This is a genomic window from Kocuria sp. KRD140, from assembly GCF_017168375.1.
GTDB classification, from domain to species: Bacteria; Actinomycetota; Actinomycetes; order Actinomycetales; family Micrococcaceae; genus Kocuria; species Kocuria marina.
Map to the genome: position 1 here is coordinate 160,188 of NZ_JABFAW010000002.1, position 26,055 is coordinate 186,242.

Consider the following 26,055-nt stretch of genomic DNA (forward strand, 5'->3'; position numbering starts at 1 on the left):
CGTCGCGTCACAGGGTCGCGCGCTGCAGCCTGACCCCGTAGTGCGCCGTGAGTTCGGCCATGCTGTGCGCCCCACTGCGGCGCGCGAGATCGAGCACGATCCCGGCGCACGCGAGGGAGTCACTGAGCGCATTGTGGTGCTCCACGACCTCCGCCCCCGCCGCGCGGGACGCCGACGGCAAAGCGTAGGAACGCAGCGTGTAGGCCGCACGGGCCAAGCGGAGAGTGCACGCGTAGTCCCAGTTCCGAGCGGTTCCGCCGCACGCCCGGTTCGCCGCCTTGATCACGCCGGTGTCGAAGACGGCATTGTGTGCCACCAGAACCGAATCCGGATCCTCCGGGCTGATGTTCTCGCACATCCAGTCCCACAGCAGGTCGAACGTGGGCGCGTGGGCGACGTCCGCGGGCCGGATGCCGTGGATCCGGACGTTGCCGGGCTCGAACCCGTCGTGGCCGAGCGGCGGACGGATGAGTGAGTACCGGGTGTCCACCACCTGGCCGTCCCGGACGCGTACCACCCCCAGGGCGCACGCGGACGCAGGGCTGCGATTGGCGGTCTCGAAATCTATGGCGGTGAAACTGACGGGCACCCGATCAGGGTAGGCAACGCCTCCGACATGGCATGTCGCTCACACGGAGGCCATGGCGCGGGTCTCGTACCACGCGTCCGCCTTCTCCACGGCCTGGCGGATCTGGGCGGTGTCGAGTTCATGGTGCAGCGCGTATGCCACGGCCTGCAGCGGGAAGATCCGGGAGTGCAACCGCGCGCGCAGACAGTTCTCCTCGTCCGTCGCCTGGCGCACGCTGGACCAGCCGAACCAGAGTCCCAGGGACGCGACGTCGTACGCGGGATCGCTCATGCTCGCATGGTCCCAGTCGATCACGCCCACCAGGTGATCGTCCTGCCACAGCATGTTGGAGCCCATGAGGTCCCCGTGCACGAGCCGCGGCGGGACGTTGTCCAGGGCCACGAGGTCCTCAATCGCATTCATGGCGCGGTCCCGGTTCCGCGGGAGCAGCAGCGGCAGCACCTGGTCCAGCAGGACGTGGCGACGGCGGTGACCGCCCCAGTGCTGACCGGGCCGGTCCAGCCACGGTTCCGCCGCGCGCGCGTCCGCATCATGTACCTGCTCGAGGACCCTGCGCAGCTCCCGCGGGTCCGCGTGCCCCGGCGGGCGGGGGCTGCCCGGGATCCAAGTCATCCCCACCGCGGTGTACCGCCCGTCCTGCAGCACGGGGGTCAGGGGGCGCGGCACGGCGAAGTCGAACTCCGGTAGCCGCGACAGCGCACGGGTACGCCTGCGCACGTTCTCCCCCGAGGTCGGGTTCTTGGCGATCCGCACGCTCATCACGTGCCCCGCGTTGACCACGATGTGCGCGGACCCGCCGGCGTGCAGCTCCCACTCGGAGCGATCCACGCGCACCCTGGCCTCCGCCAACACGGCCTCGACAGCCGGAGCGAAAGGTAGGTGTCCGCACGCGAAAGTCATGGGTCAGTCCTCTGGCTCCGGTTCCAGGGGGGACGCCACTGCGGCTTCCGGCCCGTCCTGCCGCGCGGTCCCACTCGAACCCGTGAGCAGCTGCAACAAGTGCGGCAACACGGCGGCCATGGCCTGCGCACGATGGCTGATCCTGTTTTTGTGCTCTGGGCTCAACTGCGCGCAGCTGAGGCCGTCCTGGCCGTCCGGGGCGAAGATCGGGTCGTAGCCGAACCCGTTCTCCCCCGCGGGTTCGCGCAGAATGTTCCCGGGCAGCTCACCCGTGACCACGTGCTCGGCGCCGTCCGGTGCGACGACCGCGGCGGCGCACAGGAAGGAGCCGCGGCGGTTTTCGGGGGCGATGTCCCCGAGCTGGGCGAGCAGCAGCTGGAGGTTGGCGGCGTCGTCGCCGTGGACCCCGCTCCACCGCGCGGAGAAGATGCCCGGGGCGCCGCCCATGACGTCCACGCTGAGTCCCGAGTCGTCCGCGAGCGCGATGAGTCCCGTCTCCGCGGCGGCAGTACGCGCCTTGAGCAGCGCGTTCTCCTGGAACGTGACGCCCGTCTCGACGACGTCGCTCAGCCCGGCCGTGCGCGCGTCCACCACGATCCCGGGATCCGTCAGCCCCGCGTCGCGGAGCATGGCCTGCAGCTCGCGCACCTTGCCCGCGTTCTGTGTCGCGAGCACCACGCGGGCACCGCGTACGTCATCGGCCACGGGTGGCCTCCAGGGTCTCCCGCTGGATCTCGGCCAGCTGGGCGCACCCAGCCACGGCGAGGTCGAGCAGCACGTCCAGTTCGGCGCGCTTGAACGGTGCGCCCTCGGCCGTGCCCTGGACCTCCACGAAGTCCCCCGAGCCGGTCACGACGACGTTCATGTCGGTTTCCGCGCGCACGTCCTCCACGTACGGCAGGTCCAGCATGGGAACACCGTCGATGATCCCCACGGACACGGCCGAGACCGTGTCGATGAGGGGGTTGACCCGCGGCTTGAGGATGCCGTTGTCGTGGGCCCAGCGGATGGCCTCGGCGAGCGCGACGTACGCGCCGGTGATGGACGCGGTGCGCGTACCGCCGTCGGCCTGCAGGACGTCGCAGTCGAGGACCACGGTGTTCTCCCCGAGGGCCTTGAGGTCGATGATCGAACGCAGGGAGCGGCCGATCAGACGCGAGATCTCATGGGTGCGGCCACCGACCTTGCCCTTGACCGATTCGCGGGCCGAGCGCGTGGAGGTGGCGCGCGGGAGCATGGCGTACTCCGCGGTGACCCAACCCCGGCCCTCACCCTTGAGCCAGCGAGGCACGCCCTCCGTGAGGGACGCGGTGCACAGCACACGGGTGCCGCCGAATTCGATCAGGGCGGAACCCTCGGCCTGTTCGGACCAACCGCGGGTGATGGTGATGGGCCGCAGTTCGTCGACGGCGCGCCCGTCCGCTCGTACCAGCCCCGATGCGGCGGAGCCACCCTCGCCCGTGGAATTCTCGGTGGATCGTGCCGGCTCGGTAGGCGAAGTCATGGGTTTCAGCCTAGTCCCCGGTCACCGCGCTTGCCAATGCAGTGAACGACTGGTCGGTCGGCCCGGCAACGTCGTAACTCGTGGCCACACGGGCCACCGTGACCGGACCGGAGAACGCTCCGACGGCCTCCGCCGTGGCCGTGTCCACCGAGTTCCACACGGGCAGGTGGGTCAGCAGCAACCGACGCACACCCGCGGCGGTCGCGGTCTCTCCCGCGCGCTTGCCCGTGAGGTGGATCCCGCGCAGATGGTCCTCGCGGCCCTCCTGGTAGGCGGCCTCGCACAGGAACACGTCCGCGTCGCGGGCCGCTGCCACGAGCTCGTCGCACACGTCGGTGTCCCCCGAATACGTGAGGACTTCCGTGCCCTGGGCCCCGCGGTACTCGACGCGCAGCGCATAGGGCTCGGGGCACGGGTGGTTCACTGGGTGGGGTGTGACCGTGAACGGACCCACGGTCACGGGCTGGTTGGCCTGCCACACGTGGAAGTCGAACTCGGTGTCCATCGAGTGCTCGGGCGGCAACAGGTGCAGCTGGTTGAGGTATCCGTGCAGCATGGACGGACCGTAGATCGGGATGCGACCGCCCTGCCATCCGCGGGGATCCCACTTCACAGCCACGTGCAGACCGCCCACGTCCACGCAGTGGTCCGGGTGCAGGTGGGAGAGCATGATCGCGTCGATCTCGTGCAGGTCGATGTGGCGCTGCAGGACACCCAGGGCACCGTTGCCCATGTCCAGCACGATGCGCCACGTGCGCCCGTGCGCGTCCTCGCCGGAGAGCAGGTAGCACGAGGCGGGGGCATCGGGCCCGGGAAAACTTCCGGTGTTACCGATCACTGTGAGGATCATGGGTGATCGCCTTTCTGGTGCCGACTCAGCGCTGAGCCGCGTGGATCGTGGCGAGGGAACCGGTGGGGTACTGCTCCGCGACGGACGCCGTGTGCCGGACGCGGACCACTTCGGGGCCCAGGAACCGTTGGGCGAGGACCTCGAAGCTCACGGGGTCCCCCGTGGCCAGGAATTCGTGGTGGGGAGCGAGCTCGGGATCCCGCTCGAGGTGGTTGTCCAGCAGGCAGCGGTAGACGTCCCGCGAGGCCTCTTCCGAGGACGAGACCAGGTTCACGCTCTCGCCCATGACGTAAGAGATCACCGCCGTGAGCAGCGGGTAGTGCGTGCACCCGAGCACCAGGGTGTCTACGCTCGCGTCCTTGAGGGGCTGGAGGTAGTGCTGGGCGGTGCGCAACAGATCGGGCCCCGTGGTGACGCCGCGCTCCACGTACTCCACGAATTCGGGGCACGCCACGGACGTGATTTCGAGCTGGGGTGCGGCCGCGAACGTGTCGTCGTACGCGCGCGAGCCGATCGTCGCCTCGGTGCCGATCACCCCCACCCGACCGGAGCGCGTGGTGGCCACCGCGCGGCGCACCGCGGGCTGGATGACCTCGGTCACGGGGATGTTGTAACCGCGTGTGTAACGCTCGCGCGCATCCCGCAGCACTGCGGCGGACGCGGTGTTGCACGCGATCACGAGCAGCTTGACCCCGGAGTCCACGAGGTCGTCCATGATGCGCAGGGCGTTGGAACGCACCTCGGCGATCGGCAGGGGCCCGTAGGGGCCGTGCGCGGTGTCACCGACGTAGAGGATCTCCTCGTTGGGCAGCTGGTCGATGATCGCCCGCGCCACCGTGAGCCCGCCCACACCCGAATCGAACACGCCGATGGGCGAGTTGGGATTGGGACCGGTGGGACGTTCGTGCACCTGCATACCGGAAAACTGTAGTGCTTTTCGCGCGCGCCCTCGCGCATGAGACGTGTGACCTTGGCGATCCCCGGTCACCGGGGCGGCAGGGTCTTCAGCAGCGCGTTCATGAGGGTCTCCTGAAGCCAGGAGACGAAGTTGTAGACCACACCCATGTACTGCTCCACGTCCTCGGCCCGGCCGAAGTCGGTCAGCTCGGCCACGCGCTCGGCGGCCTCGGTCGAGTCGATGTTCAGCCGGGAGGCCAGCACCAGGCGGACGTCGTTGAGCGAGCGCGCGAAGTCCTGTGCCTGCGCCACGCTCAGCACCACGGGCTGGGATTCCAGGGCCAGGGAGGACGCACGCAATGCCGCGGTCTTGCGTTCGCGCAGCGAGCGGTCCGTGAGTCGCCGGAACTCCGCGGCCTGTTCCGGGTCCGACGACGCCGCGGGCAGCAGCCTGCGCACCGCCGGGTCCGTGGGTTCGGCCACGTCCTCGTCCCAGCCGAGCAGCGCCTCGAGCGGGTCGTCGTTGCGAGCCGGCCCGTCCTCGCGCGCTGCGGGTGCCAGGGTCTCCCCCACGTCCGAGAACAGTTTCTGCAACAACCGCACCTCGGGGGCCTCGAACCGACCGACGATGCCCTTGCGCGTGCGCTTGAACCCGTGCGCCATCAGTGCTCCCCCGCCTTCTCGTACGTGGCCCACAGGCCGTAGCCGTGCAGCGAGCTCACGTGCGTCTCCGCCTCCTCGAGGGTTCCCGTGAACACGATCGAGCGGCCCCGGTTGTGCACCTCGAGCATGAGTGTGCGGGCCTTGGCGTCGGAGTAGCCGAAGTGGGTGCGGAACACGTAGACCACGTAGCTCATGAGGTTCACTGGATCGTCCCACACCACCACGTTCCACGGCACGTTCATGGCCGTGACCGCCTGCTCCTCCCGTTCGAGCACGGGGGACTCCGCCGGCGCGGAGCTCATCAGGACGGCCGGGATCCGGGCGGGGACGGCGCGGTGCGTAGTGAACATCGCCTCCATGGTAGTCACGGGGACACGGATGTGCGCACGACGGACGGCCCACTAGGCTGGCCACGTGAACGAGCACACCTATTCCTGGCACCCGCAGCCCACGTCCTTGCTGACGGACCACTACGAGCTCACCATGTTGCAGGCCGCGCTCCGGGCAGGCACCGCGTCCCGCCGCAGCGTGTTCGAGGTCTTCGCCCGCAGACTCCCCAACGGCCGCCGCTACGGGGTGTTCGCCGGGATGGGCCGGGTGCTCGAGGGGCTCGAGCAGTTCCGATTCACCGACGAACAGCTGCGGTTCCTGCGGGACACCGCCGTGGTGGACGCCCAGACCGTGGCGTACCTCGAGAACTTCCGTTTCACCGGCCAGATCCGCGGCTACGCCGAGGGCGAGACGTACTTCCCCCACTCGCCGCTGCTGAGCGTGGAGTCCTCGTTCGCCGAGGCGTGCGTCCTGGAGACCTACATCCTCTCCGTCCTGAACTTCGATTCCGCCGTGGCCTCGGCGGCCTCCCGCATGGTGGGTGCCGCGGGAGAGCGCCCGTGCATCGAGATGGGATCGCGCCGCGCCCACGAGCAGGCGGCCGTGGCCGCGGCCCGCGCCGCCGTGGTCGCGGGCTTCGACTCGACCTCCAACCTCGAGGCCGGTTTCCGCTACGGGGTCAAGACCGTGGGCACCGCGGCCCACTCATTCACCCTGCTGCACGACTCCGAGGAGCAGGCGTTCCGCGCCCAACTGGACGCGCTGGGTGTGTCCACGACCCTTCTGGTCGACACGTACGACGTCGAACGGGCCGTCACGCTCGCCGTCGAGATCGCGGGCAAGGACCTCGGGGGCGTACGCCTGGACTCCGGCGACCTCGTGACGCAGGCCACGTCCGTGCGCGCGCTGCTCGACAAGCTCGGCAACTCCAACACCCGGATCACGGTCACCAGCGACCTGGACGAGTACGCGATCGCCGCCCTGCGCGCCGCTCCCGTGGACGCATACGGCGTGGGCACGCGCCTCGTCACGGGCTCGGGTGCCCCCACGTCGTCGATGGTCTACAAGCTCGTCTCGCGCGAGGGCGCCTCGGGCGCCATGGAACCCGTGGCCAAGGCGTCCTCCGGCAAGAAGTCGGTGGGCGGCGAGAAGTACGCGCTGCGCCGTCGTGATCCCCAGGGCGTGGCCACACACGAGATCGTGGGCGTGTCGCACATGCCCGAGGACGACGGCGATGACCGCCCCCTGCTCGTGGACTACGTCACCGGCGGCGAGCTGCACGACGGCTACACGGGCCCCGAGGCCGTCACCCGTGCCCGGCAGCGCCACGTCGATTCCGTGGCCGAACTGCCCCGCGCGGCGCGCCGACTCTCCGAGGGCGAGCCCGTGATCCCCACCGTGATCGAACCCGGAACCGCACACTGACCAGGGAGGTAGCCATGCGCACTGCATTGCTGATCGTGGACATCCAGAACGACTTCTGCGAGGGCGGCAGCCTGGCCGTCGAAGGCGGGGCGGCGGTCGCCGCGCAGGTCTCCGAGTACCTCGAGGACCACCACGGCGACTACGTTGCCGTGGCCGCGACCCAGGACTGGCATGTTGACCCCGGGGAGCACTTCAGCGACACCCCCGACTTCGTCACGAGCTGGCCCGTGCACTGCGTCGCGGAGACCACCGGCGCTGACACGCACCCCGATCTCGACACCGAGTACGTCACGGAGTACTTCCGTAAGGGCGCATACGACGCCGCCTACTCCGGTTTCGAGGGCCTGTCCGCCCCGGACGTGGACGTCCCCATGGGGGAACCGGAGGAGGACTCCGACGAAGAACGCGTGAGCCTGGACGACTGGCTGCAGGAACGCGGCGTCGAGGCCGTGGACGTCGTCGGTCTCGCGCTGGACCACTGCGTGCTGGCCACCGCCAAGGACGCCGTGGAGGCCGGCTACGAGACCCGGGTGCTGCTGCCGCTCACCGCGCCCGTGGCAGCCGAGTCCGGTGAGCGGGCGGTCGAGGAACTCGAGGCCGCGGGCGCGGAGGTCGTGACCGACCTGGACTGAACGCCCGCCGCGCCGCCGTGCGAGCCGCGCCGCTGCGTCGCTTGGCCGCGTCGCCGCGTCGGCCACTACGCGGCGTCGGCTACTTCCGGCCGATGAACCAGCGCTGCAACAGGGCGATCCGTGCGGTCAGCTGGTCCTCGGAGGCCTGAGCCACGGCCGGGCCTCCGCACTTGGTGCGCAATTCGTTGTGGATCACCCCGTGCGGTGTTCCGGTGCGCGCGGACCACGCGGAGACGTTCTTGGACAGCTGCGAGCGCAGGTCCTTCAGGCGGCGGTGATCCGGCACCGCGGGGGTCTGGGGTGCGTCATGGCCGCTCCGACCGTTGCGCTGGGCCGAGCGCGATTGCCGCTCCCGCAGCAGGGCCGAGACCTGGTCCGCGTCGAGCAACCCGGGGATCCCCAGGTAGTCGGCTTCCTCCTCGGAACCAACCGCCGCGCCACCGCCGAAGGCGCCGCCATCGAAGAGCACACCGTGGAAGGACGCGTCCGAGTCCAGGGCCTGGAAGTTGCCCTGGGCCAGGGACGACGACGCCTTGTCCTCGCGGTTGGCCTCATCCAGCAGGTCGTCGTCCCAGCCCGTTTCCATGGGCTGGTCGAAGTCCACGACCCCCGGCATGTTCTTGGGCTTGTCCAACGCGTGGTCCCGCTCCTCCTCCATGGAGTTGGCGAGCGCCATGAGCGTGGGCACCGAGGGCAGGAACACGGACGCGGTCTCCCCGCGCTTGCGGGCGCGCACGAAACGACCCACCGCCTGGGCGAAGAACAGCGGCGTGGAGGTGGACGTGGCGTACACGCCCACGGCCAACCGGGGCACGTCCACGCCCTCGGAGACCATGCGCACCGCGATCATCCAGCGCTTGTCGGATTCGGAGAACTCGTCGATCTTGTTGGACGCAGTCTTGTCGTCCGAGAGCACCACGGTGGGCCGCTCCCCCGTGATGGCGTGCAACTGTTCGGCGTAGGCCTTGGCGTCCTGATGGTCCGTGGCGATCACGAGCGCCCCGGCGTCCGGGACGGTGCGCCGCACCTGCGTGAGCCGCTGATCGGCGGCGCGCAGCACCGACGGGATCCACTGCCCGTGCGGGTCCAGGGCGGTACGCCACGCGTGGGACGTGATGTCCTTGGTGAACCCCTCCCCGAGCTGGGCGGCCATCTCCTCACCGGCCGAGGTCCGCCAGCGCATCTGACCCGAGTAGGCCATGAAGATCACGGGACGCACCACGTGATCGTGCAGGGCGTCCGCGTACCCGTACGTGTAATCGGCCGTGGACCGGCGGATCCCGTCCCCGTCCTCCTCGTAGCTCACGAACGGGATGGGCGAGGTGTCCGAGCGGAACGGTGTACCCGTAAGGGCGAGCCGGCGGGTCGCGGGTTCGAAGGCCTCGCGCAGCCCGTCGCCCCAGGACAGGGAGTCACCGGCGTGGTGGATCTCGTCCATGATCACGAGCGTGCGCCCGGCCTCGGTGCGCGCGCGATGCAGCAGCGGCTTGTTGGCCACCTGTGCGTACGTCACGGCCGCGCCCATGTAGCCGCGGCCGTGCTGGCCGTCCGCGTTCTTGAAGTTGGGGTCGATCGCGAGTCCCACGCGCGCCGCGGCGTCGGCCCACTGGCGCTTGAGGTGTTCCGTGGGGGTCACCACGGTCACGCGCTGAACGGTCCCCGCGTCATGCAGCTTCTTGGCCACGGTCAACGCGAAGGTCGTCTTACCCGCACCAGGGGTCGCCACGGCCATGAAATCACGCGGTTGGGCTTGTTCGTAGCGGTGGATCGCCTCCGCCTGCCACGCGCGCAACTTGGGCGCGGTCCCCCACGCCGCCCGGTCCGGATAGGCCGGCGGGAGATCCGCCGCGGCTCCGAAAAGGGACATTTGATCGCTGTCAGACACGTGGTGCTCGTCCTCTCCGCGCGCTCGTTGGCGCGCATCCACTCCGGTCCCGTCACACGGATCGGGGGTCTCGCTCGCGCGGACGACGACGCTCGGATCGCCGTCGTACGAGGCACGGACGACGACGCCCGCGCGACCCCGCACGGCAAAGGCGCCCGCTGAGCGCGGGCGCCGCCGGTGGTCCCGCCCGGCGCGGGACCTCACGAGAAGGGAAGGGTGGTCAGTTCTCGGGCTCGTCCTTGCCGGGACGCAGGCCCTGGTAGATCTCCTTGCACTCCGGGCACACGGGGAACTTCTGGGGATCCCGACCCGGGGTCCACACCTTGCCGCACAGGGCGATCACGGGTTCGCCGGACAGTGCCGACTCCATGATCTTCTCCTTCCGGACGTAGTGCGCGAACCGCTCGTGATCACCGGGTTCCTGCAGCTGCCGGGTGTCCTCGCGCTCGATCGTGGAGGTGCCACCCACGGTCTCGGGCTTCGTGCCGAACAGACCGTTGCTGATCACCCGGGAGGAGCGCACGGAAGGACCCGTGAATTCCTGGGCTTCGGTGATTTCCATGTCCTCCACTCTACCCCGAGCACCGGGCCCGGCTCACCGGTAGGCGGCCACCTCCTGGAGCAGTTCGGGCCCGCGCGCGTCCAGCCACTTACCGCCCGAACGCACGCCGATCCACAACACCACGAAGCCTTCCACGAGGCCCACCGCGAGCGCGAGCCAGCACCACACGGCGGCTCCCGTGACGAGGTACACGATCAGCAGGATCCCGGCCGGGAGCGCGAGCAGGGCCATCAGACCCATGATCACGAACTGCACCACCATGTTGAGGATCGTGAACCCCTGGGGTGTCTTCATGGGGGACGCGCCCGGGGGCGGCGTGGGATACGTGTACCGGGCCGAGACGATCGAGACCACGCCGGCGCCACCGAGCAGGATCCCCACGCACACGCCCACCACGGCGGGCAGGGCGTCCCAGCGTTGCACGCCCGCGAGCCAGAGCACGATCGAGAGCAGCACCAGCGGCACGGCCACGATCAGCAGGGCCACCACGCGCCCCAGTCGATCCGCACGCCCGGAGACCGGTGCCAGCACGTGAAGGCTGAACGCGGTGTTGTCGTAGGAGACGTCCGCGGAGATCGCGTACGCCATGAGCAGCGACACGAACAGGGGCAGCGCCCACAGACTGAACCCCGACTCACCCGCGATGAACCAGAAGACCGCCCCGATCGCGGGGATCATGAGCAGCGACGCCGAGTAGCGCGGGTCCTTGAGCCAGTACGTGAGACACCGTGCGGCCACCGCACCCCATTGGTTCGCCGGGAACCGGTCGAACAGACCGACGCCCTCCTGCGGGCGGGACGTCCCCCGGGCGGCTCCGCCGGCGGCGTCGCCGAGGGCGCGGCGCAGACCCGCACACGTAACGACCACGAGCAGGAGCAGCGTGACCAGGGAGATCGTCACTCGGGCGAGGGCCGCGAGCCAGTGACCCGACGCGACGTCGCCGGGGACCGCCCAGGTAGCACCGAGGGGGGTCCACGCGAGAACTCCCGCCCATGTGGGCAGCAGCTGCCACACCTGGCCCAGGCCGGTCGCGAACAAGGAGATGAGGGGCCCCAGCAGCACAACGAGAACCAGCACGACCATGGAGATGATCTCGTTCGTGCGCCGCCCCTTCGCGACGTTCGCGCCCAGGGCCGTAGCGCAGCGCGAACCGACGAACGCGAGCAGGGCGCCGATGATCGCGCACGGTATTGCCGCAATGAGCGCCACCGTGGAACCGCGCCACGAGAACAGCCAGCCGAGCAGGGCGATCACGGTCAGCACCCCCGGGATCCCGACGACCGCGCCCGCCACCTGGCCGGCCACCAGACCCGTGGTGCTCAGGGGGAACAGGGCGAGCCGGGAAGGGTCCAGCGTGGAGTCGGCCTTGGACGAGACCAGCGGTACGAGCCACCAGCCCACGAGCAGCAGGGAACCCAGCAGGACCGACGCGACCACCACGGTCTCGAGGGCTTCACCCCCGAGCGCGATCAACGCGGTCAGCGCCATCCCCAGGAGGAACAGTGCGTAGAGGCCACCCAGAATCGTGCCCACCAGGATCCACGTGCTGCGGGTCAGGGTGTTGATGAGCACGCGCCATTTCAGCCCGGCCAACCGCCGGGCCTCCTCGAACGCCCCGATGCTGCGCGTGACGGGTTCACCCCCGCCGTGCGAGGGGCGCACGGAGGCGGGAACGGCGGCGTCGGGCGCGACGTCCTGTGCGGGGCCTTCTGCGAATGCGGTGTCGAGGTGGTCGGGAGCCGCGGCGTCGCGCGGGTCGTTCACTCGGGACGCAGCCACTGCAACCCCTCCCCCGCTTCGGTGCGTCCGCCCACCAAGGACACGAACCGGTCCTCGAGGGACATGCCGGCGCACACCTCGTCCATGGTCCCCTGCGCGAGGACACGGCCTTGGTCCATCACGGCCACGTGATCGCACATGCGCTGCACAAGGTCCATCACGTGGCTCGAGACCACCACGGTGCCGCCCGAATTCGTGTACTGGTGCAGCAGCGATCGGATGTTCGCGGCGGAGACCGGGTCCACCGACTCGAACGGCTCGTCCAGCACGAGCAGGCTCGGTGCGTGGATCATGGCCGCGGCCAGGGCGATCTTCTTCGTCATACCCGCGGAGTAGTCCTGCACCTGGCGCCCCGCTGCGTCCTGCAGGTCCATGGCCACGATGAGGTCCTCGGTCCGTTGCGCGACGAGCTCGCGGTCCATCCCGCGCAGCAGACCCGAGTAGGTCACGAGCTGGCGTCCCGTGAGCCGGTCGAACAGGTGGGCACCGTCGGGCAGCACACCCATGCGTCGCTTGGCGGTCACGGGATCACGCCACACGTCCACGAGCTCCTCGCGGCTTCCCCCGCCCACGAGCACCGAGCCCGCGGAGGGGCGCAGCAATCCCGTGGCCATGGACAACGTGGTCGTCTTGCCGGCGCCGTTGCGCCCCACGAGGCCGTAGAAGGAGCCCCGCGGCACCGTGAGGTTCACATGATCCGCGGCGGGTCGGCCGGACTGGCCGTAGAACTTGGTGAGGTCCCGCACGGCGAGCGCGGGCGTCCCCGTGCCGGAGTGCGGCGCGGGGTCTCGGGGCGCGTACTGCGTGGTGGCATGGGGCGCCGCATACCACTGGGCGGCCTTAGGGGGTGCCGTATGCTCAGAGGGCGCCGCGTGCCGGGGTGCTCCCTGCTGCTCGGTCGAGGGGTCGTTCGCCACGGGTCCCCCGGCACCGGGGGCGGGCTCGCGGCGCGGGGTCGTGGGTCCGTTCACTGGGCTACTCATGTCACCAATGTACTGAGTGACCCGCGTGGCATGGCGGATTCACCGGACCTCGTCACTGTCGACCCGAGGATCCCGCTAACCCTTCACCGGGGCCGCTGAACGACGCCCGTCCGGGGCCGCGCGTTGCCGCAAGGCCCACCGCCCGTACCGGTCGACTTCAGCCGCAGCCCGGACATCAGCGGCAGCCTAAAAGAGCGCCCGCATCAACTGGGCGCGCGCGGCCACCACGCGGGTATCCTCCGCGCCGACGACGTCGAAGAGGTCCACGAGACGCGCCCGCGCGGCATCCTTGTCGTCCCCGGCCGTGGTGCGCACGAGGTTGAGCAGGCGCCGGAACGCGTCCTCCACGTGCCCACCGGAGAGGTCCAGGTCCGCGACGTCCAGAGCGGCCTGCACGTTCGTGGGATCAGCGGCCGCGGCTTCCCGCACGGCGGTCGCGTCCATCGCGCTCACGCGCTGCAAGAGGTGCACCTGGGCGAGTGCGAGCTTGGCGTCGTGGTCACCCGGGTTCTCCGCGAGCGCCTTGTTGTAACTGGCCTCCGCGCCGGCCAGGTCCCCGGCCTCGAGTTTGTCCAGGGCCTCCTGGTGCAGCGGGGGCAGGGGTTTGGGCTCGTTCGCCGCGACCGGTTCGGCCGTCCCCGTGACGCCGTTTTGCTGCGCGAGGCTTACGAGCTCGGTCAGCAGCTCACGCAACTGCTGTTCCGAGACCGTGGAGTTCACGAGCGGCACCACGCGCCCACCGAGCAATGCGAGCACGGTGGGAACGGTCTGCGCCTGGAACGCCTGCGCGATCTGCGGTTCCGCGGCGGCGTCCACGGTCCCCAGCATGAGCCGACCCCGGAACTCGTCCACGACCCGCCCGACCACGCCCACGAACGTCTCCGACTCCGGGCTCTGGGGCGCGTGCAGCACCACGACCACAGGGTACGTCGCGGACGCCTCGGCGTAGCGCTGGAAGTTCGCGGTGGTCAGCTCCACGCGGTAGCTACCGGCGCCCGCGGACGCCGCCGCGGCGTCGTCGTTCGGGGCACCCGTCCGGGCACCGCCCGACGCGCCGAGATCCACGGCGCCGCGCACGGACGCAGGAACCGCTTGCTCGTCCCGTGGGGGCTGCTGGTCCGGGGTGGAACGGGGGAATTCGCTCATGGGAACCTCCTTCGACGGCGAGTCCGCGACATGGGACGCGGACTCGATCGTGCGCCCTGTTCCCGGGCGCACGGACGGGTGTCTTTTGCTCCCATTATGTGCACCGGGAACGCTGGAAGTCCCGGCGGCCCGGCGTTGTACGCTTCCGGCGTGAGCACATCCCCAGGAGCGCAGGGTCGGCCCCCCGCGCGTTTCCGTCCGACCCGCCACCGCTTCGAGGTGCCGCCCGAACCCGCTGCGGGTGGAGAGCCCGTGCGGCGTGCGCCGTGGGACCACCCCGTGAACACGCGGACGCATCCCATCCAGACGGGCTTCCTGCTCACCGTGGGCGTGGGGATCGCGCTGCTGGGCTACTACGTGCTGACCAACGTGGGCGGACTCGTGGGGTGGATCGTCACGGCCGCGTTCATCTGTCTGGGGATGGATCCCCTGGTCCGCCGGCTCGAGACCAAGGGGTTGCCCCGCGCGGTGGCCGCCGGGGTGGTGATCCTGGCCCTGGCCCTGGTGATCACCGCGTTCATTATGGTCGTGGTCCCCCGCATGATCGAGCAGGCCCAGCAACTCGTGGCCCGCGCCCCCGAGCTCGTGACCGAGTTCATGAACTCCGAGTTGTTCCAGGGCCTGGACGACCGCTTCGACATCGCCGCGTCCGTGCAACACACCACCGGGGCCTTCCAGGAACGCCTCGCCACGGACGAGAACCTGCTGGGCGGGATGTTCGGTTCGGTCGTGAGCGTGAGCGGCGTGGTGATCAATGCAGTGACCGGGACGCTCATCGTCATGGCGCTGAGCCTGTACTTCCTCTTCTCGCTGCCCATGATCAAGGCCTGGTGCTATCGCCTGGCCCCCGCGAGCAAGCGCGCCCGGGTAAAGCACCTGGGCGACCAGATGACCAAGGGCGTGGGCAACTACGTCATGGGTCAGGCGTGCGTGGCACTGCTCAACGCGCTCGTCGCGTTCATCCTCATGAACGTCACGGGGGTCCCCTACGCCACACTGCTGGTCCTGTTCGTCGCGCTGCTCGCGTTCATCCCCCTGGTGGGTGGCGTGCTCGCCGGCATCCTCGTGACGCTCATGGCCACGCTCGGCGGGTGGGACACCGCGATCCCGTACGCCCTGTGCTACTTCGCGTACCTCCAGCTCGAGGCCTACGTGGTCTCGCCCAGGATCATGGCCCGCGCGGTGGCCGTTCCCGGCGCGGTCGCGGTGATCGCGGTGGCCGCCGGCGGTGCGCTGTGGGGCATCCTCGGTGCACTCATCGCCATCCCCACCGCGGCCGCGGGACTGCTGCTGGTGCGCGAGGTCTTCGTCCCGCGCCAGGACGCGCGCTGACGGCGGCGACGCCGCTGCACCCCGCCGCGCCGCGTCGTCGCCCGTGCAGGTGGGGGCGCGTCGTCGTCCGAGCAGGCAGGTGCGGGCCGTCGTCCGCGGCGGCAGCTCCGTGCCGTTGCCGCCCATGCCGACGCGCGGCGTCGTCGCCGGTGCATAAGAGCGCGTGAGCCGGGGGCAACCGGACCGCTAGGCTGTCCTGGTGCGTTTAGTGATTGCAGACTGCTCGGTACGGTACGAAGGGCGCTTGAACGCGCACCTGCCCCTGGCTCGTCGGCTCATCATGCTCAAGGCGGACGGCTCGGTGCTGATCCACTCCGACGGCGGATCCTACAAACCGCTGAACTGGATGAGTCCGCCCGCCACGATGCACGTGCGCGAACCCTCCGACGAGCTTTCCGCGGACGGTGTGAGCGAGGTGTGGGAGGTCCAGGCGGGCAAGTCCGACGACCGGCTGATCATCCACATCATGACCGTCCACTCCCAGCTCACCCACGACCTCGGCACGGACCCCGGATTGGTCAAGGACGGTGTGGAGGCCGATCTGCAGCGGTTGCTCGCGGAGCAGATCACCCTGCTCGGGGACGGGTTCTCCCTGGTGCGTCGCGAGTACCCCACGAGCATCGGCCCCGTGGACATCCTCGCGCGGGACGCCGGCGGGGCCACGGTGGCCGTGGAACTCAAGCGCCGCGGTGACATCGACGGCGTGGAGCAGCTGACCCGCTACCTCGAACTGCTCAACCGCGATCCCCTGTTGAGCCCCGTGCGAGGTGTCTACGCGGCCCAGCAGATCAAACCGCAGGCCCGTGTCCTCGCGCGCGACCGCGGCATCGAGTGCCTGACCCTGGACTACGACGAGATGCGCGGCAACGTGGACACCCAGTCCCGCCTCTTCTGATCAGCCCCCTATGCCGGAACCCGTCTGCGGATCGCGTGGGAGGAAACCGGTCATATTCTCGGACCTCGTAGTAAATCACCTGATGCCGATTGACCCTGGGGCGGCAGTGTGTGATGCTTGAGCTGTTCTCGCATCATGTTTGACATGCTCGCAGGAATGGTAGCGAGCGTGAAGTTCTGACTGGCGCTGTGGCACAACATCTTGTGAGCCGCATCCACAGCCTTCTCGCGGTACCGGTTCAGGTGCACAATCGTGTGCACGCACTACATACTCCAGAAGGAGATGCCCCATTATGGCTCAGGGCACCGTTAAGTGGTTCAACGCAGAGAAGGGCTTCGGCTTCATCACGCCGGACGACGCTGATGGCGACGTCTTCGTGCACTACAGCGAAATCCAGTCGGGCGGCTTCCGCACCCTTGAAGAGAACCAGCGCGTCGAGTTCGAGATCGGTCAGGGCCAGAAGGGCCCGCAGGCCACCGGCGTGAACGTCATCTGACATTCCCCGGACGAAACCCCCGTCGCCTTTCGAGGTGGCGGGGGTTTTCTCGTGCCCGCTGTGACGCGAGCGAGTCGCGGGGCCGGGTGAGCTGAGGGGCAGATGCCGGGACGCACGGGACGTTCGCACGCCGCGGCAATCCCACTCCACAGAATGTTAAGTGGAGCAGAAGCAGCTCAGCGCGCCAAAATCTGCTTTTGCTGAGTAGGAGCAGGGGTGGGGGGTTCCAACTGCGAGCCATGCGGCGCTGCACCTTGGCTCCCGCTCCGGCCAGATGGTCCACGAAGTGCTCGTAGCCGCGGTCGATGTGCCCCACCCCGGAGACCTCTGTGACCCCGTGGGCCGCCATCCCCGCGATCACGAGAGCCGCGCCGGCCCGGATGTCCATGGCTTCCACGGGAGCACCCGACAGCTTGTTCGACGGGACGCCGTCCACCCGGGCGTGATGCCCGTCCAGGCGCACACGCGCACCGAGCCGCTCAAGCTCCGCAGTGAATCCCCACCGGGCCTCGAACACGTTCTCCGTGATGATCCCACTACCCTCGGCCACCGCGTTGAGCGCCACCACGAACGGTTGCAGATCCGTGGGGAACCCCGGATAGGGCAGGGTCGAGACGTTGATGGCCTTGGGCCGCTCGGGACCGCGCACCACGAACCGCCCATCGGCGGTGTTGATCTCGCAACCCGCGCAGCGCAGCTTGGCCAGCACCACGTCCAGGTGTTCCGGTTCCGCACCCGCGATCTCTACGCGACCGCCCGTGACCGCGGCGGCAAAGGCCCACGTCCCGGCCACGATACGGTCCGGGACCGTGCGGTGCGTGACCGGGTGCAGCCGCGGGACCCCCTCGACCATGATCGTGGTGGAACCGAGCCCCTCGATCCGTGCACCCATGGCCTGCAGCATCCGGCCGATGTCCACGATTTCCGGTTCGCGGGCCACGTTGTCCAGCACCGTGACGCCCCGGGCGGTCGTGGCTGCGGTCATCAGGTTCTCGGTGGCCCCCACGGAGGGGTAGCCCAGTCGATAGGTCGCACCCGTCAGACCGTCCGGTGCACTAGCTCGCAGGAACCCGCGTTCGATGGTCAGCCGGGCCCCCATGGCCTCGAGTCCCGCGCGATGCATATCCAGGCCCCGGGTTCCGATCGCGTCCCCGCCTGGCAGGGCGACCTCGGCCTGGAGGCAGCGCGCCATGAGCGGGCCCAGCACGGAGATGGACGCCCGCATGGCCCGCACGAGGTCGTAGTCGGCCTGGTGACCGAGCTCCTCCGGGACGTCGATGGTCACGCTGTGCGCCGAGGGCTCGTACGAGACCTCGCACCCGAGCCGGCGCAACAGCTCCGCCATGATCGTGACGTCCTGGATCTCGGGGACGTTGGTGATCGTGGAACGGCCCGTGGCGAGCAGCGCCGCAGCCATGAGCTTGAGCACACTGTTTTTGGCGCCGTACACGGGCAGCTCACCGTTGACCTTCGTGGGCCCGTGTACTTCGATCTTCTCTTCCATGCATTCTCCTCGATCACGAGTACGGGACAGTCCGCCGTGACACCTGGGCCAGCGCACCACGGTAGGCGAACGACGTCGACCCCCGCACCCGAAGGCACGAGGGTCGACGTCGACCGGTCACGCGATACCGCTCAAGCGGAACGCGCCTCCGAATCCAGGGAGACCTCGTCCGCAACCACCGTGACACGGTTGTTGTCCACGGAGACGAACCCGGAGTCGATGCTGCCCACGAGACGGTCGCCGTCCACACGGTCGATGGCGAACTCCCCCGGCTTGAGCAGCCCCGCCATGGACTCGTGTCCCGGCATGATGCCGATGTCGCCCTCGGTGGTGCGTACCCGCACGAGGCGCGCGGTACCCGTCCAGATCTTGCGATCCAGGGCGACGATTTCCACGATGAGTTCGGCCATGATTACTTCTCGCCCGTCTCGGCCTTGATCTCGTCCCAGCGCCGCATGACGTCGTCCAGGCCGCCGACGTTGTAGAACGCCTGCTCGGGGACGTTGTCCAGCTCGCCGTCGCAGATCTTGCCGAAGGCCTCGACGGTCTCCTCGAGGGGAACCGTGGAGCCCTCCACGCCGGTGAACTGCTTGGCGGTGTAGGTGTTCTGGGACAGGAACTGCTCGATGCGGCGGGCGCGGGAGACCACGACCTTCTGCTCCTCGGAGAGTTCTTCGACACCGAGGATCGCGATGATGTCCTGCAGTTCCTTGTTCTCCTGCAGGATCCCCTTGACACGGGTGGCCACGTCGTAGTGGGTCTGGCCCACGTACTGCGGGTCCAGGATGCGGGAGGTCGAGGACAGCGGGTCGATCGCGGGGTACAGACCACGCGAGGCGATCTCACGCGAGAGCTCGGTGGTCGCGTCCAGGTGCGCGAACGTGGTCGCGGGAGCCGGGTCGGTGTAGTCGTCAGCGGGCACGTAGATGGCCTGCATGGACGTGATGGAGTGACCACGGGTCGAGGTGATGCGCTCCTGGAGCACACCCATCTCGTCCGCGAGGGTGGGCTGGTAGCCCACGGCGGAGGGGATGCGGCCCAGCAGCGTGGAGACCTCGGAACCGGCCTGCGTGAACCGGAAGATGTTGTCGATGAACAACAGCACGTCCTGGTTCTGCACGTCGCGGAAGTACTCCGCCATGGTCAGACCGGTCAGGGCCACGCGCAGACGCGTTCCGGGCGGCTCGTCCATCTGGCCGAACACGAGGGCGGTGTCCTTGAGAACGCCTGCCTCCTCCATCTCGACCCACAGGTCGTTGCCCTCACGGGTACGCTCACCAACGCCGGCGAACACGGAGGTACCGCCGAAGTTGCGGGCCACACGCGTGATCATCTCCTGGATCAGCACGGTCTTGCCCACGCCCGCGCCGCCGAAGAGGCCGATCTTACCGCCCTTGATGTAGGGGGTCAGCAGGTCGATGGACTTGATGCCCGTTTCCATCATCTCGGTGCTGCCCTCGAGCTCCGCGAAGGACGGGGCCTTGCGGTGGATGGGCCAGCGCTCCTGGATGTCCAGCTCGGAGGTGGGCAGGTCCAGCGCGTCACCTAGTACGTTGAAGATGTGGCCCTTGACCACGTCACCCACGGGCACGGAGATGGGGGCGCCCGTGTCCTGCACGGGGGTCCCGCGCACCAGACCGTCGGTCTGCTGCAGGGAGATCGCGCGCACCACGTTGGTGCCCAGGTGCTGTGCCGTCTCGAAGGTGATCCGGCGGGGCTGGCCGTTGAACTCGTAGTCCGCGGTCAGCGCATTGTAGAGGTCGGGGACCTGGTTCTCGGGGAACTCGACGTCGACCACGGGCCCGATCACCCGGGCGATGCGGCCGGTGGCACCTTCCGAGACCGGCTGGGTGGCCTGGTCGTTGATTGTGGCAGTCATTTCTCTCACTTCGTTTCGGCTGGCAAGGGCGGGCAGCGCGGGCTACAGTGCCTCGGCGCCACTGACGATTTCGGTCAACTCGGTGGTGATCTCGGCCTGGCGGGCGTTGTTCATCAAGCGCGTGTACTTCTTGATGAGCTCGGTCGCGTTGTCCCCGGCGGCCTTCATGGCGCGCTGGCGGGATGCGAGCTCGCTCGACGCCGCGTGGCACAGGGCGGAGTAGATCCGCGCCTTCACGTACCGGGGCAGGATCTGGTTGAAGAGCTCCTCCGCGTTCGGCTCGAACTCGAAGTTGTTCTGCGTCTCTTCGAGGGCCTCGTAACGCTCGGAGATCTCGTCCCCGAGGTCGTTCGCGTCCACGACCTCCAGGGGCAGCAGGCGCAACACCCGGGGCTCCTGGTTCACCATGGAGTTGAACTGCGTGTACACGAGCAGCACCTCGTCCACGCCACCGTCCTCGTACGGGGCGTTGATGTCGCGCATCAATTTGTCCGTGAGTTCCTCGGCGCGCTCGGTCGTGGCGTTGTCCGTGTTGCCCGTCCAGAATTCGTCGTAGTCACGGTGCCGGAAGTCGAAGTACGCCTTGGCCTTGCGGCCCACGAGGTACACGCGCGCTTCCTTGCCCTGCGAACGCAACAGCTCGAGCAACTCCTCCGTGCGCTTGAGCACGTTGGAGGAGTAGGACCCCGCGAGCCCGCGGTCCGACGTGAACACCAGGACGGCCGAACGCCGCACATCGTCGGGGACGGTGGTCAGGGGGTGGGAGATGTTGTGCTGAGTGGCGATCTGGGAGACCGCGCGGGTCAGCGCATTGGCGTACGGGTACGCGGCTTCGAGACTCTGACGGGACTTGTTGATGCGCGAGGTCGCGATCATCTCCATCGCCTTGAAGATCTTCTTCATCGACGACGTGGACGCGATCTTCTGTCGGTAGACCCGAATCTGCGCTCCCATGAAATTTCCTTTCGGCACCGCCGTGGTGCGCCGGATTCCGGCGCACCACGAGAACGGTTACTTCTTGACGATCGTTTCCTGGTTCACAGCGGTCGCGCCCAGGGACTCGTGCTCCTCGACCCCGGCCTCGATCCCGTGCTTGGAACCGTGGAAGTCCCGTTTGACCTCGGCCACGGCCGTCTTGAGCGCCTCGACTGCGTCGTCCTCGAGCTTGCCCGTGGAGTTGATCGAGTCCATCACGTTGGTCGTGCGCCGGACCTGGTCCAGCAGCGCGCGCTCGAAGTCCGCGACGTTGGCGACGTCGACGTCGTCGAGCTGGCCCGTGGTACCGGCCCAGATGGACACGACCTGGTCCGCGACGGGGTACGGCGTGTACTGGGGCTGCTTGAGCAGCTCCATGAGCCGCTCACCGCGGATCAGCTGCTGACGGGACGCGGCGTCCAGGTCCGAGGCGAACATGGCGAACGCCTGCATGGATCGGTAGGACGCGAGGTCCAGTTTCAGCGTGCCGGAGACCTTCTTCATGGCCTTGACCTGCGCGGCACCGCCCACGCGGGACACCGAGATGCCCACGTCCACGGCGGGACGCTGGTTGGCGTTGAACAGGTCCGACTGCAGGAAGATCTGACCGTCGGTGATGGAGATGACGTTGGTCGGGATGAACGCCGAGACGTCGTTCGCCTTGGTCTCGATAATGGGCAGCCCGGTCATGGAGCCCGCGCCCAGCTCGTCGGAGAGCTTGGCGCAACGCTCGAGCAGGCGCGAGTGCAGGTAGAAGACGTCACCCGGGTACGCTTCACGTCCCGGCGGGCGGCGCAGCAAGAGCGACACCGCACGGTAGGCCTCGGCCTGCTTGGAGAGGTCGTCGAACACGATGAGCACGTGCTTGCCGCCGTACATCCAGTGCTGACCGATCGCGGAACCCGAGTAGGGGGCCAGGTACTTCAGACCGGCGGACTCGGACGCGGGAGCGGCCACGATCGTGGTGTACTCCAGGGCGCCGTTGTCCTCGAGGGTCTGGCGCACCGCGGCGATCGTGGAGGCCTTCTGACCGATGGCCACGTAGATGCAGCGCACCTGCTTGTCCACGTCACCGGACTCCCAGTTGGAGCGCTGGTTCAGGATGGCGTCCACCGCGATCGCGGTCTTACCGGTCTGGCGGTCACCGATGATCAGCTGACGCTGGCCACGCCCGATCGGGATCATGGCGTCGATGGCCTTCATGCCGGTCTGCAGCGGCTCGTGCACCGACTTACGCATGGTCACGCCCGGAGCCTGCAGCTCCAGTTCGCGGCGACCCTCGGTGGCGATGGGTCCGAGATCGTCCAGGGGCTCGCCCAGGGGGTCCACGACGCGGCCGAGGTAGCCCTCGCCCACGGGCACCGACAACACCTCGCCGGTGCGGTGCACCTCCTGGCCTTCCTCGATGCCCTGGAAGTCACCGAGCACCACGACGCCGATGTCGCGGGTGTCGAGGTTCAGGGCCAGGCCCAGCACCCCGTTCTCGAACTTGAGCAACTCGTTCGCCATGACGGAGGGCAGGCCCTCCACATGCGCGATACCGTCCGCGGCGGACGACACGCGTCCGACTTCTACTCGTTCCACATTGCCGGGATCGTAGGACGCCGCGAACTCATTCAGCGCACTACGGACCTCATCGGCATTGATGGTCACATCGGCCATCTACTGTCCCTGCTCTCTACGTCTTGTGATCATCGCTCGAGCCATGACCACGGTTGTACTTGTCGCGATGCGTTGCCCCATCGCCGTGCGGCCGCCCCAGCGGTCGGGGGGCAACGTGACGAGATGCCGGCATCGACCGACTCCCCGCGATCCCCGCTGCGCGCGGGGATCAGGCTGCGATCCGCTGCTGCAACTGTTCCAGCCGGTGGGTCACCGATCCGTCGATGACCTCCTCGCCCACCTGCACCCGCAGGCCACCCACCAACGACGGGTCCACCTCCGTGGTGAGCTTCAGGTCCCGTCCGTACAGCCGGTTCAGACCCTGGCGCAGTTTCTCCGTCTGGTCCTCCCGGAGGGGACGAGCCGTGGTGATCCGCGCGATCCAGCGCTGCTGACGGTCCGCGACCCACTCGGCAAAGTGCCCGAGCAGGCGACCGGGTAGTGCGCCCCGGGGTTCGCTCGCCGCGCGTTCGATCAGCAAGGACACCTCCTCCGAGCTCGTCGTCATGAGACGACGGGCCAGGGTGACCTTGGCCTGCGCGCTCGCGCGCGAGTCCGAGAACGCGTTCTGCACCTCGGTGGAGTGATCCAGTACGGACTTGAACCGGATCAGTTCGTCCACGAGGGTCTCGAGCGCGTTCACGCCGCCGCGGTTCTCGGCGGACGCGGCCGCGAACAACACGGCCGTGCGTTCGATCCCGTCACCCAGCTGGCGCTCGGTGGCGCTGCGCTGGGATGCGAGTTCGGCGACGACGTCCACGGCCACCTCGTGCGCGCGGCCGTCGAGCAGCGTGTGCACGAACCGGGCGCGGTCCTCTGCGGGCCGGGAGGGATCCGTGAGAGCGCGGCGCAGTGCGCCGTTCTCGTCCACGATGTCCAGGATCTCGAACAACTGGTGTGCGATCTCGGGACTCGCGGCAGATGCCCAGCGGTCAACGTCCACGGAGAGCGGACGATAGGGTTCGTTCGATGCTTCTGCCATTACCGTGCAGCTCCCGTGCGACCTTGCTCGGCCTCGAGATCAGCCAGGAAACGATCGACCACGCGGTTGGCGCGATCGTCGTCGTTCAAGGACTCCCCGACGATCTTGGACGCGAGCTGTGTTGCCAAAGTGCCCACCTCGTCACGCAGTGAGACCACAGCGGCCGCACGCTCGGCCTCAATGGCCTTGTGCGCGTTCTCGGTGATCCGCGCGGATTCGAGGTTGGCGCGATCCTTGAAGTCCGCCAGGATCTTCTCGCCCTCGGAGCGAGCTTCCTCACGAATCTTCTGGGCCTCGAGCCGGGCACTTTCGAGCTGCTGGTTGTACTCGTCGCGAGCGGCCTTGGCCTCGGCCTGAGCAGCCTTGGCCTTGGCCAGTCCACCCTCGATGGCGTCAGCGCGGTCCCTGAAGACCTTTTCGAACGCCGGGACGATGAACTTGTACGCGATGAAGAGCAGAATTGCGAACCCCACAAAGGTAATCAGCATTTCCCAGCCGTTGGGGAGCAGAGGGCTCTGCCCCTCTTCAGCTGCCAACACCATTGCGTTCATGAGCGCGATTCCTGTTCTCTAGTTAGGGCGAGTGCGAAAGGGAGAGCCCTTAGAGCAGCGCCAGGACGAAGCCCAGAATGGCGAGCGCCTCGACCACGGCGAAGCCCATGAACAGCATGGGCTGGATCACGCGCTGGGACTCGGGCTGACGGGCCACGGACTGCATGTAAGCCGCGAAGATGAGACCCACACCGATGCCACCGCCGATGGCAGCGAGACCGTAGCCAATAACGCTGAGCGAACCTTCCATTATGGATATTTCCTTTCTGGGTGCCCGCTGGAGCGGGCCGTGGTGCCATTACGGGAAACCGTGAATGGTCGATGGTCACGTGAGCGGCCCGGAGGTCGCGCTCCTTCGTGGGGCTAGTGCCCCTCCTGCAGTGCGCCCTGTACGTACACGGCGAACAGCAGGGTGAAGATGTAGGCCTGCAGGATCTGGATCAGAACCTCCAGGAAGTAGATGAACAGTCCGAGGACCAGACCGAAGATCGAGCCGCCGATGCCCAGGGCGCCGCCCACCTCGGTGGCGAGGTACGCCATGAAGGCCGCCGCGACCATGATGGCCATGTGGCCGGCGAACATGGTGGCGAACACACGCAGTGCGTGGGTCACGGGGCGGATGATCATGTTCGAGAGGAACTCGAGCGGGATCAGGATGAGGTACAGGACCTTGGGGACGTTCGGCGGCATGGTCATCTTGGCCATGAAGTGGCCCAGACCGTGGCGCTTGATGCCGACCCCGACCCACACGACGTAGGCGATGGCCGCGAAGACGTACGCGGTGCCGGGGTGCGAGAACGTGGGCAGCTGCAGGACGGGGATGGACCCGAAGAGGTTGTTCACCAGGATGAAGAAGAAGAAGGTGAACAGCAGGGGCACGAACGGGCGGAAGTCCTTCTCGCCGATGATGTCGCGACCCAGGTGGTTACGCACGAGCCCGTAGCCCATCTCACCCAGGTACTGGCCCTTGGTGGGGACCAGCGCTCGCCGCCGCACCACGTACATGAAGAACGCGGCGATCAGAACCACCGACAACAGGATCAGCAACGAGTGCTTACCGAGGGCGAAGGAACCCACTTCGAAGAACGGGGGCAGATGCGCATCTTCCGTGGACGGGGCCACGAATTCGGCCGGAATCCTCAGGGCGGGGTTCAATACAGGTCCTTTCTGCGGTATCCAGACCGGTCACACTCTGGGCTCGGGGCCCATGCCGGATGACTTCTTCGTCTCCGACGGGGTCTTTTGCGGGGCGGTACTGCGGTTCAAGGCGTCCCTCATATGAAGATAACCGAGGTACACCCCGGCGGCCGCCCCGAAGACAGCTCCCGCGATCACAATCCACCGAGTTCCCAGTAGGTGATCCAGGAACCAGCCTACCAAACTCCAAAACACCGCACCGACCACGATGTACAGCAGGACCGCGATCCCACCACCCAGACCGCCACGCTCCACGAGCTCCCCCGCGGTGTGGAGGGTTTCCTTGCGCGCGTTGTCCCGCATGCGCGTTGACATCCCCCGCAGGTCCCTGGGGCGCCGGTCTCCCGGCTCGTTCGGTGCGGAACTCATGGCCTTCGCCTTTCGTGAGTGGGTCGGTCGTGCCCCGCCCGGCCGCCACTCGAGTCACGGGCGGGAGG

Annotated in this window: 28 protein-coding genes and 1 pseudogene; 6 read left to right on the forward strand and 23 right to left on the reverse strand. The window is 68.3% G+C overall.

Annotated elements, in window-relative coordinates; translation table 11 throughout:
• Positions 1-7 precede the first annotated feature (7 nt).
• The 8 genes from J1M36_RS02955 to clpS form a co-directional block, all read right to left on the reverse strand.
• Complete coding sequence (locus J1M36_RS02955; protein ID WP_193519864.1) at positions 8-589, reverse strand: 3'-5' exonuclease; 582 nt, start codon at positions 587-589, stop codon at positions 8-10.
• A gap of 39 nt (positions 590-628) precedes the next feature.
• The gene (locus J1M36_RS02960) at positions 629-1,489 is read right to left on the reverse strand and encodes a phosphotransferase (RefSeq protein WP_206478627.1); all 861 of its coding nucleotides are present in this window, start codon (positions 1,487-1,489) and stop codon (positions 629-631) included.
• A gap of 3 nt (positions 1,490-1,492) precedes the next feature.
• Positions 1,493-2,194, reverse strand: a complete 702-nt coding sequence (gene rdgB / locus J1M36_RS02965; protein ID WP_206478628.1) for an RdgB/HAM1 family non-canonical purine NTP pyrophosphatase — start codon at positions 2,192-2,194, stop codon at positions 1,493-1,495.
• A complete protein-coding gene (rph, locus tag J1M36_RS02970) occupies positions 2,184-2,993 on the reverse strand; it encodes a ribonuclease PH (RefSeq protein WP_085106331.1) in 810 nt (269 codons plus the stop codon). The genes rdgB and rph overlap by 11 nt, the downstream gene beginning before the upstream one ends.
• Before the next feature lie 10 nt (positions 2,994-3,003).
• Complete coding sequence (locus J1M36_RS02975) at positions 3,004-3,843, reverse strand: MBL fold metallo-hydrolase (protein ID WP_064845704.1); 840 nt, start codon at positions 3,841-3,843, stop codon at positions 3,004-3,006.
• 25 nt (positions 3,844-3,868) lie between these two features.
• A complete protein-coding gene (murI, locus tag J1M36_RS02980) occupies positions 3,869-4,759 on the reverse strand; it encodes a glutamate racemase (RefSeq protein WP_098054744.1) in 891 nt (296 codons plus the stop codon).
• 68 nt (positions 4,760-4,827) lie between these two features.
• A complete protein-coding gene (locus J1M36_RS02985) occupies positions 4,828-5,403 on the reverse strand; it encodes a DUF2017 domain-containing protein (protein WP_193519865.1) in 576 nt (191 codons plus the stop codon).
• Positions 5,403-5,705 (reverse strand): ATP-dependent Clp protease adapter ClpS, encoded by a 303-nt coding sequence (clpS, locus tag J1M36_RS02990; protein WP_183085797.1) that lies wholly within the window; start codon positions 5,703-5,705, stop codon positions 5,403-5,405. The genes J1M36_RS02985 and clpS overlap by 1 nt, the downstream gene beginning before the upstream one ends.
• Positions 5,706-5,817: 112 nt before the next feature.
• Between clpS and J1M36_RS02995 the strand changes: the two genes are divergently transcribed.
• On the forward strand, positions 5,818-7,158 hold the full coding sequence (locus J1M36_RS02995) for a nicotinate phosphoribosyltransferase (protein WP_085106334.1): 1,341 nt from the start codon (positions 5,818-5,820) through the stop codon (positions 7,156-7,158).
• A 14-nt stretch (positions 7,159-7,172) separates the two neighbouring features.
• A complete protein-coding gene (locus J1M36_RS03000) occupies positions 7,173-7,790 on the forward strand; it encodes an isochorismatase family protein (protein ID WP_131332682.1) in 618 nt (205 codons plus the stop codon).
• Between the two features lie 79 nt (positions 7,791-7,869).
• Here J1M36_RS03000 and J1M36_RS03005 read toward each other — a convergent pair whose 3' ends face one another.
• Positions 7,870-9,657 (reverse strand): DEAD/DEAH box helicase, encoded by a 1,788-nt coding sequence (locus J1M36_RS03005; RefSeq protein ID WP_206478629.1) that lies wholly within the window; start codon positions 9,655-9,657, stop codon positions 7,870-7,872.
• Between J1M36_RS03005 and J1M36_RS03010 the strand changes: the two genes are divergently transcribed.
• On the forward strand, positions 9,658-9,837 hold the full coding sequence (locus tag J1M36_RS03010; RefSeq protein WP_193519867.1) for a hypothetical protein: 180 nt from the start codon (positions 9,658-9,660) through the stop codon (positions 9,835-9,837). It abuts the gene before it with no gap.
• 58 nt (positions 9,838-9,895) lie between these two features.
• Here the strand turns inward: J1M36_RS03010 and J1M36_RS03015 are convergent, their stop codons facing one another.
• From J1M36_RS03015 to J1M36_RS03030, 4 genes are all read right to left on the reverse strand, one after another.
• Positions 9,896-10,246, reverse strand: a complete 351-nt coding sequence (locus J1M36_RS03015) for a DUF3039 domain-containing protein (RefSeq protein ID WP_206478630.1) — start codon at positions 10,244-10,246, stop codon at positions 9,896-9,898.
• A 24-nt stretch (positions 10,247-10,270) separates the two neighbouring features.
• A complete protein-coding gene (locus tag J1M36_RS03020; protein WP_241246781.1) occupies positions 10,271-12,016 on the reverse strand; it encodes a hypothetical protein in 1,746 nt (581 codons plus the stop codon).
• Entirely contained in the window at positions 11,998-12,999 is a 1,002-nt protein-coding gene (locus J1M36_RS03025; RefSeq protein WP_206478631.1) for an ABC transporter ATP-binding protein, read from the reverse strand. The genes J1M36_RS03020 and J1M36_RS03025 overlap by 19 nt, the downstream gene beginning before the upstream one ends.
• Positions 13,000-13,185: 186 nt before the next feature.
• Positions 13,186-14,145, reverse strand: a complete 960-nt coding sequence (locus J1M36_RS03030; protein ID WP_206478632.1) for a tetratricopeptide repeat protein — start codon at positions 14,143-14,145, stop codon at positions 13,186-13,188.
• Positions 14,146-14,295: 150 nt separating this feature from the next.
• On the opposite strand from J1M36_RS03030, the gene J1M36_RS03035 reads away from it, so the two are divergent.
• The 3 genes from J1M36_RS03035 to J1M36_RS03045 all read left to right on the forward strand — a co-directional run bounded on the left by J1M36_RS03035 (position 14,296) and on the right by J1M36_RS03045 (position 16,868).
• Positions 14,296-15,477 carry an AI-2E family transporter gene (locus J1M36_RS03035; protein ID WP_342358278.1) on the forward strand — a complete coding sequence of 394 codons (1,182 nt, stop codon included), beginning with the start codon at positions 14,296-14,298 and terminating at the stop codon, positions 15,475-15,477.
• Between the two features lie 199 nt (positions 15,478-15,676).
• Positions 15,677-16,372: an endonuclease NucS gene (gene nucS, locus J1M36_RS03040; protein WP_206478634.1), complete on the forward strand. Its 696-nt coding sequence runs from the start codon at positions 15,677-15,679 to the stop codon at positions 16,370-16,372.
• Between the two features lie 292 nt (positions 16,373-16,664).
• A complete protein-coding gene (locus tag J1M36_RS03045; RefSeq protein WP_064845714.1) occupies positions 16,665-16,868 on the forward strand; it encodes a cold-shock protein in 204 nt (67 codons plus the stop codon).
• A 238-nt stretch (positions 16,869-17,106) separates the two neighbouring features.
• On the opposite strand, the pseudogene murA reads toward J1M36_RS03045, so the two are convergent.
• The 10 genes and pseudogenes from murA to J1M36_RS03095 all read right to left on the reverse strand — a co-directional run.
• Positions 17,107-18,372 (reverse strand): annotated as a pseudogene (murA, locus tag J1M36_RS03050) (UDP-N-acetylglucosamine 1-carboxyvinyltransferase); the annotation flags it as partial.
• Positions 18,373-18,503: 131 nt separating this feature from the next.
• Positions 18,504-18,782 (reverse strand): F0F1 ATP synthase subunit epsilon, encoded by a 279-nt coding sequence (locus J1M36_RS03055; protein WP_064845716.1) that lies wholly within the window; start codon positions 18,780-18,782, stop codon positions 18,504-18,506.
• A 2-nt stretch (positions 18,783-18,784) separates the two neighbouring features.
• Positions 18,785-20,251 carry a F0F1 ATP synthase subunit beta gene (gene atpD, locus J1M36_RS03060; RefSeq protein WP_035964656.1) on the reverse strand — a complete coding sequence of 489 codons (1,467 nt, stop codon included), beginning with the start codon at positions 20,249-20,251 and terminating at the stop codon, positions 18,785-18,787.
• A gap of 42 nt (positions 20,252-20,293) precedes the next feature.
• The gene (locus J1M36_RS03065; protein WP_064845717.1) at positions 20,294-21,205 is read right to left on the reverse strand and encodes a F0F1 ATP synthase subunit gamma; all 912 of its coding nucleotides are present in this window, start codon (positions 21,203-21,205) and stop codon (positions 20,294-20,296) included.
• A gap of 57 nt (positions 21,206-21,262) precedes the next feature.
• A complete protein-coding gene (gene atpA / locus J1M36_RS03070) occupies positions 21,263-22,888 on the reverse strand; it encodes a F0F1 ATP synthase subunit alpha (protein ID WP_064845322.1) in 1,626 nt (541 codons plus the stop codon).
• A gap of 169 nt (positions 22,889-23,057) precedes the next feature.
• The gene (locus J1M36_RS03075) at positions 23,058-23,870 is read right to left on the reverse strand and encodes a F0F1 ATP synthase subunit delta (protein ID WP_064845323.1); all 813 of its coding nucleotides are present in this window, start codon (positions 23,868-23,870) and stop codon (positions 23,058-23,060) included.
• A complete protein-coding gene (locus J1M36_RS03080; protein WP_064845325.1) occupies positions 23,870-24,421 on the reverse strand; it encodes a F0F1 ATP synthase subunit B in 552 nt (183 codons plus the stop codon). Before J1M36_RS03080 ends, J1M36_RS03075 begins: the two co-directional genes overlap by 1 nt.
• Positions 24,422-24,470: 49 nt before the next feature.
• Positions 24,471-24,671 carry an ATP synthase F0 subunit C gene (atpE, locus tag J1M36_RS03085; RefSeq protein WP_035964663.1) on the reverse strand — a complete coding sequence of 67 codons (201 nt, stop codon included), beginning with the start codon at positions 24,669-24,671 and terminating at the stop codon, positions 24,471-24,473.
• Between the two features lie 113 nt (positions 24,672-24,784).
• Positions 24,785-25,576, reverse strand: a complete 792-nt coding sequence (atpB, locus tag J1M36_RS03090) for a F0F1 ATP synthase subunit A (protein WP_064845326.1) — start codon at positions 25,574-25,576, stop codon at positions 24,785-24,787.
• A 30-nt stretch (positions 25,577-25,606) separates the two neighbouring features.
• Positions 25,607-25,987, reverse strand: a complete 381-nt coding sequence (locus tag J1M36_RS03095; RefSeq protein WP_064845328.1) for a hypothetical protein — start codon at positions 25,985-25,987, stop codon at positions 25,607-25,609.
• Positions 25,988-26,055: the final 68 nt, after the last annotated feature.

Coding starts and splice junctions, on each gene's coding strand:
- J1M36_RS02960 (WP_206478627.1), bottom strand. CDS start 1,489: ATGACTTTCGCGTGCGGACACCTACCTTTCGCTCCGGCTGTCGAGGCC.
- rph (WP_085106331.1), bottom strand. CDS start 2,993: ATGACTTCGCCTACCGAGCCGGCACGATCCACCGAGAATTCCACGGGC.
- J1M36_RS02975 (WP_064845704.1), bottom strand. CDS start 3,843: ATGATCCTCACAGTGATCGGTAACACCGGAAGTTTTCCCGGGCCCGAT.
- murI (WP_098054744.1), bottom strand. CDS start 4,759: ATGCAGGTGCACGAACGTCCCACCGGTCCCAATCCCAACTCGCCCATC.
- J1M36_RS02985 (WP_193519865.1), bottom strand. CDS start 5,403: ATGGCGCACGGGTTCAAGCGCACGCGCAAGGGCATCGTCGGTCGGTTC.
- clpS (WP_183085797.1), bottom strand. CDS start 5,705: ATGAGCTCCGCGCCGGCGGAGTCCCCCGTGCTCGAACGGGAGGAGCAG.
- J1M36_RS03000 (WP_131332682.1), top strand. CDS start 7,173: ATGCGCACTGCATTGCTGATCGTGGACATCCAGAACGACTTCTGCGAG.
- J1M36_RS03005 (WP_206478629.1), bottom strand. CDS start 9,657: ATGTCCCTTTTCGGAGCCGCGGCGGATCTCCCGCCGGCCTATCCGGAC.
- J1M36_RS03025 (WP_206478631.1), bottom strand. CDS start 12,999: ATGAGTAGCCCAGTGAACGGACCCACGACCCCGCGCCGCGAGCCCGCC.
- J1M36_RS03030 (WP_206478632.1), bottom strand. CDS start 14,145: ATGAGCGAATTCCCCCGTTCCACCCCGGACCAGCAGCCCCCACGGGAC.
- J1M36_RS03045 (WP_064845714.1), top strand. CDS start 16,665: ATGGCTCAGGGCACCGTTAAGTGGTTCAACGCAGAGAAGGGCTTCGGC.
- J1M36_RS03055 (WP_064845716.1), bottom strand. CDS start 18,782: ATGGCCGAACTCATCGTGGAAATCGTCGCCCTGGATCGCAAGATCTGG.
- atpD (WP_035964656.1), bottom strand. CDS start 20,251: ATGACTGCCACAATCAACGACCAGGCCACCCAGCCGGTCTCGGAAGGT.
- J1M36_RS03065 (WP_064845717.1), bottom strand. CDS start 21,205: ATGGGAGCGCAGATTCGGGTCTACCGACAGAAGATCGCGTCCACGTCG.
- atpA (WP_064845322.1), bottom strand. CDS start 22,888: ATGGCCGATGTGACCATCAATGCCGATGAGGTCCGTAGTGCGCTGAAT.
- J1M36_RS03075 (WP_064845323.1), bottom strand. CDS start 23,870: ATGGCAGAAGCATCGAACGAACCCTATCGTCCGCTCTCCGTGGACGTT.
- J1M36_RS03080 (WP_064845325.1), bottom strand. CDS start 24,421: ATGAACGCAATGGTGTTGGCAGCTGAAGAGGGGCAGAGCCCTCTGCTC.
- atpE (WP_035964663.1), bottom strand. CDS start 24,671: ATGGAAGGTTCGCTCAGCGTTATTGGCTACGGTCTCGCTGCCATCGGC.
- J1M36_RS03095 (WP_064845328.1), bottom strand. CDS start 25,987: ATGAGTTCCGCACCGAACGAGCCGGGAGACCGGCGCCCCAGGGACCTG.